We start from the raw sequence: 6,977 nt of genomic DNA, 5'->3' as shown, positions 1-6,977 counted from the left end.
GTACACGCGATCCGGCTGCGCGGACTCCTCGCCCACCAGGAGGTCCTGCTCGGCGGCGAGGGCGAGACCCTCACCGTGCGCCACGACTCCCTGCACCACAGCAGCTTCATGCCGGGCATCCTGCTCGGTACCCGCCGCGTGGTGACCACTCCCGGCCTCACCTTCGGCCTGGAACACTTCCTCGACCTGAACTGAGCCCTGCGGACCTCATGCGCGCGAAGATCTCCTACGCCATCACGGCCGCCGTCCTGGTCGTCTACTTCGTCCTGGTCGGCAGCCGTGGTGTGCTGCTCATCCAGGCCGGCACGCCGGTCACCGTCACCTTCGGTGTCGCGGTGCTGATCCTGCCGGTCATCGGCGTGTGGTTCCTGTGGAAGAACACCGAGTTCGTCCGCAACGCGAACCGGCTCGCCGCCCTGCTCGACGCGGAGGGCGGTCTGCCCGTCGACGAGCTGAAGCGCCTGCCCAGCGGGCGGGTCGACCGCGACTCGGCCGACGAGGTCTTCGCCCGGCGCAAGGCCGAGACGGAGGACGCCCCCGGCGACTGGCGCAGCTGGTTCCGGCTCGCCGTCGCCTACCACGACGCCCGGGACACCCCACGCGCCCGCAAGGCCATGCAGCAGGCGATCACCCTGCACAAGACCTCGCCCTGAGCCCGCGGAGAACAGCCGAGTCTGAGTCCTGAGACCGCGGGGAGCGGGGCGTCAGGCGCGCCGGTACTCGGCGGCCCAGGCCTCCACGGTGTCCGCCGCCCGGTCGAAGGCCAGTCGGTCCCGGCCCAGGAAGTCCGCGTTGTGCGACGTCAGCAGCAGTGGCAGCGACCCGGCCTGTCGCCCCCGCCGGGCGAGGGTCAGCGCCTGTCCCTGCACCGTCCGGGGCAGCCCCAGCCAGCGCACCGGCTGCTGCACCGTCCGCACGGAGACGACCTCGTCCCAGGCGGTCGTCCGGGTGCTCACGAAGGCCACGTGGCGCAGTCCCCGGGCGCTGACCCAGACGCCCATGCGCAGCAGCCGCAGCGCGCAGACCACACCGACCAGCGCGATGGCGAAAACCGTCCCGGCGGAGGCCGGTGTCGCCGTCGCCGCGATGATCACGGCGGCGAACAGCACGAACGAGGCGAGCAGCAGCAGGAGGGCCGCAGCGCCCACCCGCCAGGGGCCGGGACGGTACGGGCGCCGCCAGCGGTCCCGGTCGTCGTACGGCAGGGCTACTTCGTCCGCCGTGTCGAAAGCGCGGTCGGCCGTCAGGAAGGGCAGGGGCACGGCTGGTCCTCACTCGATCCATGCGTGGGTGTGCCCGGTGAGGCTATCGATCTGTGTCCCCGGTCACCACCATCGGGGTCCGGTTGCCGCCGCGGCCGGCGGGGCCGGCTCAGCGTCCGTCGGAGGCCTGCTGTTGCGGGGTGCCCGCGCCGGAGGAGCCGGAGGAGCCGGAGGAGCCGGAGGAGCCGGAGGACAGCGCGGGCGTGCCTATGACAAGGGAACCCACCAGCCCGGCGACCAGGGTGAGCCCGAGCAGCCGGCGCCCGGCCGTCTGACCGGCGGAGGGGCGCTCACGGGGCGGAGGGGCGACATTGCTGCGGAACCTGTCCGCCTCGGCGACGAAGGCGAACGGTACGGGTTCACGCCGACCGGACATCGGGGTGTGTCTCCTTCTGCGATCGAACGGATCACTCTCATCTCCACAGACGAACGAGTGCCCCAATTGGTGCCCTCCTCCGTAAATGTCATCACGGCAGGGCGCCTCCCGCACGGCCTTGGACCCCCCGTAGAGTGGGCGCCGCACAGCAGCCGCCGCGATGGGAAGGACCCTCTTGACCTCCGCCGACGATCCCCAGCCGTCACCGCGCACCGACGTCACCGTGCGGAGTGATGTCACAGTCGAGCTGGTGAAGTCCAGTGCCTCCGACTCCGATGTCCTGTTCGCCGCCCGCGTCTCGACGCTGGGGGAGCAGTCCATCGGTGAGCTGCAGAAGGACCCGGAGCGGTCCAAGGGCCTGATCAACTATCTGATGCGGGACCGGCACGGCAGTCCCTTCGAGCACAACTCGATGACGTTCCTGGTCAGCGCGCCGATCTTCGTGTTCCGCGAATTCATGCGCCACCGGGTCGGCTGGTCCTACAACGAGGAGTCGGGGCGCTATCGCGAGCTCCAGCCGGTCTTCTACGTCCCCGGTGAGGACCGCAAGCTGGTCCAGCAGGGCCGCCCCGGCAAGTACGAGTTCGTCGACGGAACCCCCGAGCAGTACAAGGCCGTCACCGAAACCATGGCGGAGTCCTACCGGCAGTCGTACGCCGCCTACCAGGAGATGCTGGCGGCGGGCGTCGCCCGCGAGGTCGCCCGCGCCACCCTCCCGGTCGGTCTCTTCTCCTCGATGTACGCCACCTGCAACGCCCGCTCGCTGATGCACTTCCTCGGCCTGCGTACCCAGCACGAGCTGGCGAAGGTCCCCTCCTTCCCGCAGCGGGAGATCGAGATGGTCGGCGAGAAGATGGAGGCCGAATGGGCCCGTCTCATGCCGCTCACGTACGCCGCCTTCAACGCCAACGGGCGCGTGGCCCCGTAGAACCGCAGCTCAGGCCTGCGAGCACACATGTACGGATCAGCCGCGCGAAGTGTCCGTATTGCGGCATTTCGTGAACTTCATCTAGCCTGATCAAACGGGCCCGGCACTGCCTGAACCCCCGAGCAGGCAGTGCCGGGCTCCCCCTTTGCCCCACCTTGTCGTCTCCCCCGAGGGAAGACCCCGACCTGAGCAACGAGTAGCGTGTAACCCATGGCTCCGACCTCCACTCCGCAGACCCCCTTCGGGCGGGTCCTCACCGCCATGGTCACGCCTTTCACGGCGGACGGCGCACTCGATCTCGACGGCGCCCAGCGGCTCGCCTCCCATCTGGTGGACGCAGGCAACGACGGTCTGATCGTCAACGGCACCACCGGCGAGTCCCCCACCACCAGTGACGCGGAGAAAGCCGATCTCGTACGGGTGGTCGTGGAGGCCGTCGGCGACCGGGCCCATGTCGTGGCCGGAGTCGGCACCAACGACACCCGCCACAGCACCGAACTGGCGCGCGCCGCGGAGCACGCCGGCGCGCACGGCCTCCTGGTCGTGACCCCGTACTACAACAAGCCTCCGCAGGAGGGCCTCTACCGGCACTTCACGGCCGTCGCCGACGCCGCCGAGCTGCCCGTCATGCTCTACGACATCCCGGGCCGCAGCGGTGTCCCGATCAGCACGGAGACGATCGTCCGTCTCGCCGAGCACCCGCGCATCGTCGCCAACAAGGACGCCAAGGGCGACCTCGGCCGGGCCGGCTGGGCCATCGCCCGCTCCCGCCTGGCCTGGTACTCGGGTGACGACATGCTCAACCTGCCCCTTCTCTCCATCGGAGCGGTCGGCTTCGTCTCGGTCGTCGGCCACCTCGTCACCCCCGAACTGCGCGCCCTGGTCGACGCGTACACCTCGGGAGACGTCCAGAAGGCCACCGAGATCCACCAGAAGCTGCTCCCCGTCTACACGGGCATGTTCCGCACCCAGGGCGTGATGACCACCAAGGCGGCGCTCACCCTCATGGGACTCCCCGCCGGCCCCCTGCGCGCCCCGATGGCCGAGTGCACTCCGGAGGAGATCGAGCAGCTCAAGATCGATCTTGCTGCCGGCGGGGTACAACTCCAGTAACCAGACTTCGCGCGCCCGACCGCGCAGACGTACTTCACAACTGAACAAGCGGGGACACCGGTGCCCGCACCCCACAACGACAACTGCTTCTGCACGAACGTCACGCGCGCCACGTGCCCACCGGTACGTGGCGCGGGTGTTTGAGGAGAGTCTTTTGAGTCATCCGCACCCTGAACTCGGCCCGCCGCCGCCCCTCGCCGAGGGCGGTCTGCGCGTCACTCCGCTGGGCGGTCTCGGCGAGATCGGCCGCAACATGACGGTCTTCGAATACGGAGGCCGCCTGCTGATCGTCGACTGCGGCGTGCTCTTCCCCGAGGAGGAACAGCCGGGAATCGACCTGATCCTGCCGGACTTCTCGTCGATCCGGGACCGCCTCGACGACATCGAGGGCATCGTCCTCACCCATGGGCACGAGGACCACATCGGCGGTGTCCCCTTCCTCCTGCGCGAGAAGCCGGACATCCCGCTGATCGGCTCCAAGCTGACGCTCGCCCTCATCGAGGCGAAACTCCAGGAGCACCGCATCCGTCCGTACACCCTTCAGGTGACGGAAGGGCAGCGGGAGCGCATCGGACCCTTCGACTGCGAGTTCGTCGCCGTCAACCACTCCATTCCCGACGCCCTCGCCGTGGCCATCCGTACCCCCGCCGGCATGGCGGTGCACACCGGCGACTTCAAGATGGACCAGCTCCCGCTGGACAGCCGACTCACGGATCTGCACGCGTTCGCCAGGCTCAGCGAGGAAGGCATCGACCTTCTGCTGTCCGACTCCACGAACGCCGAGGTCCCGGGCTTCGTCCCGCCCGAGCGCGACATCTCGAACGTGCTGCGTCAGGTCTTCGCCGGAGCCCGCAAGCGGATCATCGTGGCCAGCTTCGCCAGCCACGTCCACCGCATCCAGCAGATCCTGGACGCGGCGCACGAGTACGGACGGCGGGTCGCCTTCGTCGGCCGCTCCATGGTCCGCAACATGGGCATCGCCCGCGACCTCGGCTACCTCAAGGTTCCGCCGGGTCTGGTCGTGGACGTCAGGACACTGGACGACCTGCCCGACAGCGAAGTGGTCCTGGTCTGCACGGGCTCCCAGGGCGAACCGATGGCCGCCCTGTCCCGCATGGCCAACCGGGACCACCAGATCCGCATCGTCGACGGCGACACGGTGATCCTGGCCTCGTCGCTCATCCCCGGGAACGAGAACGCGGTCTACCGCGTGATCAACGGCCTGACCCGCTGGGGTGCCGACGTCGTCCACAAGGGCAACGCCAAGGTGCACGTCTCCGGGCACGCCTCGGCGGGCGAGCTGCTGTACTTCTACAACATCTGCCGCCCCAGGAACCTGATGCCGGTCCACGGCGAATGGCGCCACCTGCGCGCCAACGCGGAACTGGGCGCGCTGACCGGCGTCCCGCACGACCGCATCGTCATCGCCGAGGACGGCGTGGTCGTCGATCTCGTCGAGGGCAAGGCCAAGATCTCGGGCAAGGTCCAGGCCGGATACGTCTACGTCGACGGCCTCTCCGTCGGCGACGTCGGTGAGCCGGCCCTCAAGGACCGGAAGATCCTCGGCGACGAGGGCATCATCTCGGTCTTCGTCGTCATGGACTCGTCCACCGGCAAGATCACGGGTGGTCCGCATGTCCAGGCGCGCGGGTCAGGCATCGACGACGCCGCCTTCGGCGAGGTGATTCCGAGGATCACCGAGGTGCTGGAGCGTTCGGCTCAGGACGGGGTCGTCGAGCCCCACCAGATGCAGCAGCTCATCCGCCGCACCCTGGGCAAGTGGGTCTCCGACACCTACCGGCGCCGGCCGATGATCCTGCCCGTGGTCGTCGACGTCTGACGGCCTGTCGGGACCACCGCGTACGGGCGAACAGGGAGCGGGGCACCTCGATTTGCATCGGGGCACCCCGCTCCAGTAAGTTGACAACTCCCCCCGATCGGACACCCGGACACCTCGTGCGCCGGAACCAGTCCCGGGAGGGTCGGGAAAACCGACTCGGAATCTCTGATAAAGTCGGACCCGCCGGAAAGGGAAACGCGAAAGCGTGGAACTCGAAAGCGCCGAGGAAATCGGATCGGAAAGATCTGATAGAGTCGGAAACACCGAAGGGAAGCCCGGAGGAAAGCCCGAGAGGGTGAGTACAAAGGAAGCGTCCGTTCCTTGAGAACTCAACAGCGTGCCAAAAGTCAACGCCAGATATGTTGATACCCCGTCCATCCGGTTTCGGATGGTCGAGGTTCCTTTGAAGAAAACACAGCGAGGACGCTGTGAACCATCGGATCATTCCTCCGGTGGTTCCGCTCTCGTGATGTGTGCACCCGATTACGGGTAAACATTCACGGAGAGTTTGATCCTGGCTCAGGACGAACGCTGGCGGCGTGCTTAACACATGCAAGTCGAACGATGAACCACTTCGGTGGGGATTAGTGGCGAACGGGTGAGTAACACGTGGGCAATCTGCCCTGCACTCTGGGACAAGCCCTGGAAACGGGGTCTAATACCGGATACTGACCCTCACGGGCATCTGTGAGGGTCGAAAGCTCCGGCGGTGCAGGATGAGCCCGCGGCCTATCAGCTTGTTGGTGAGGTAATGGCTCACCAAGGCGACGACGGGTAGCCGGCCTGAGAGGGCGACCGGCCACACTGGGACTGAGACACGGCCCAGACTCCTACGGGAGGCAGCAGTGGGGAATATTGCACAATGGGCGAAAGCCTGATGCAGCGACGCCGCGTGAGGGATGACGGCCTTCGGGTTGTAAACCTCTTTCAGCAGGGAAGAAGCGAAAGTGACGGTACCTGCAGAAGAAGCGCCGGCTAACTACGTGCCAGCAGCCGCGGTAATACGTAGGGCGCGAGCGTTGTCCGGAATTATTGGGCGTAAAGAGCTCGTAGGCGGCTTGTCACGTCGGTTGTGAAAGCCCGGGGCTTAACCCCGGGTCTGCAGTCGATACGGGCAGGCTAGAGTTCGGTAGGGGAGATCGGAATTCCTGGTGTAGCGGTGAAATGCGCAGATATCAGGAGGAACACCGGTGGCGAAGGCGGATCTCTGGGCCGATACTGACGCTGAGGAGCGAAAGCGTGGGGAGCGAACAGGATTAGATACCCTGGTAGTCCACGCCGTAAACGGTGGGCACTAGGTGTGGGCGACATTCCACGTCGTCCGTGCCGCAGCTAACGCATTAAGTGCCCCGCCTGGGGAGTACGGCCGCAAGGCTAAAACTCAAAGGAATTGACGGGGGCCCGCACAAGCGGCGGAGCATGTGGCTTAATTCGACGCAACGCGAAGAACCTTACCAA

At 67.0% G+C, this 6,977-nt stretch carries 7 protein-coding genes and 1 rRNA gene; 6 read left to right on the top strand and 2 right to left on the bottom strand.

Translation table 11 applies throughout. From position 1 onward, the window contains the following. Positions 1-195 (top strand): dihydrodipicolinate reductase C-terminal domain-containing protein (locus tag B9S61_RS32045; protein WP_308457804.1); only part of this gene is annotated, 195 nt, incomplete at its 5' end. A gap of 14 nt (positions 196-209) precedes the next feature. Beyond that, the gene (locus B9S61_RS32040) at positions 210-653 is read left to right on the top strand and encodes a hypothetical protein (RefSeq protein WP_103545327.1); all 444 of its coding nucleotides are present in this window, start codon (positions 210-212) and stop codon (positions 651-653) included. Between the two features lie 51 nt (positions 654-704). Here the strand turns inward: B9S61_RS32040 and B9S61_RS32035 are convergent, their stop codons facing one another. Beyond that, entirely contained in the window at positions 705-1,262 is a 558-nt protein-coding gene (locus B9S61_RS32035; RefSeq protein ID WP_103545326.1) for a hypothetical protein, read from the bottom strand. A 109-nt stretch (positions 1,263-1,371) separates the two neighbouring features. Then, positions 1,372-1,638, bottom strand: a complete 267-nt coding sequence (locus B9S61_RS32030; protein ID WP_103545325.1) for a hypothetical protein — start codon at positions 1,636-1,638, stop codon at positions 1,372-1,374. Between the two features lie 175 nt (positions 1,639-1,813). Between B9S61_RS32030 and thyX the strand changes: the two genes are divergently transcribed. The 4 genes from thyX to B9S61_RS32010 all read left to right on the top strand — a co-directional run. After that, positions 1,814-2,566, top strand: coding sequence for an FAD-dependent thymidylate synthase (thyX, locus tag B9S61_RS32025; protein WP_258039968.1), 753 nt, complete (start codon positions 1,814-1,816; stop codon positions 2,564-2,566). Positions 2,567-2,776: 210 nt separating this feature from the next. Then, positions 2,777-3,679 (top strand): 4-hydroxy-tetrahydrodipicolinate synthase, encoded by a 903-nt coding sequence (gene dapA / locus B9S61_RS32020; RefSeq protein ID WP_103545323.1) that lies wholly within the window; start codon positions 2,777-2,779, stop codon positions 3,677-3,679. 154 nt (positions 3,680-3,833) lie between these two features. Beyond that, positions 3,834-5,519 carry a ribonuclease J gene (locus B9S61_RS32015; RefSeq protein WP_103545322.1) on the top strand — a complete coding sequence of 562 codons (1,686 nt, stop codon included), beginning with the start codon at positions 3,834-3,836 and terminating at the stop codon, positions 5,517-5,519. Between the two features lie 496 nt (positions 5,520-6,015). Further along, positions 6,016-6,977: ribosomal RNA gene (locus B9S61_RS32010) — 16S ribosomal RNA — on the top strand; the annotation flags it as partial.

Source organism: Streptomyces sp. SM1 (assembly GCF_002910825.1).
Lineage (GTDB): Bacteria > Actinomycetota > Actinomycetes > Streptomycetales > Streptomycetaceae > Streptomyces > Streptomyces okerensis.
Note: the sequence above shows the minus strand (reverse complement) of the source record. Positions and strands in the feature narration are given on the sequence as shown.

What these genes read in the sequence shown, in the direction of transcription:
- B9S61_RS32040 (WP_103545327.1), top strand. Translation starts at nt 210, where the DNA reads ATGCGCGCGAAGATCTCCTACGCCATCACGGCCGCCGTCCTGGTCGTC.
- B9S61_RS32030 (WP_103545325.1), bottom strand. Translation starts at nt 1,638, where the DNA reads ATGTCCGGTCGGCGTGAACCCGTACCGTTCGCCTTCGTCGCCGAGGCG.
- dapA (WP_103545323.1), top strand. Translation starts at nt 2,777, where the DNA reads ATGGCTCCGACCTCCACTCCGCAGACCCCCTTCGGGCGGGTCCTCACC.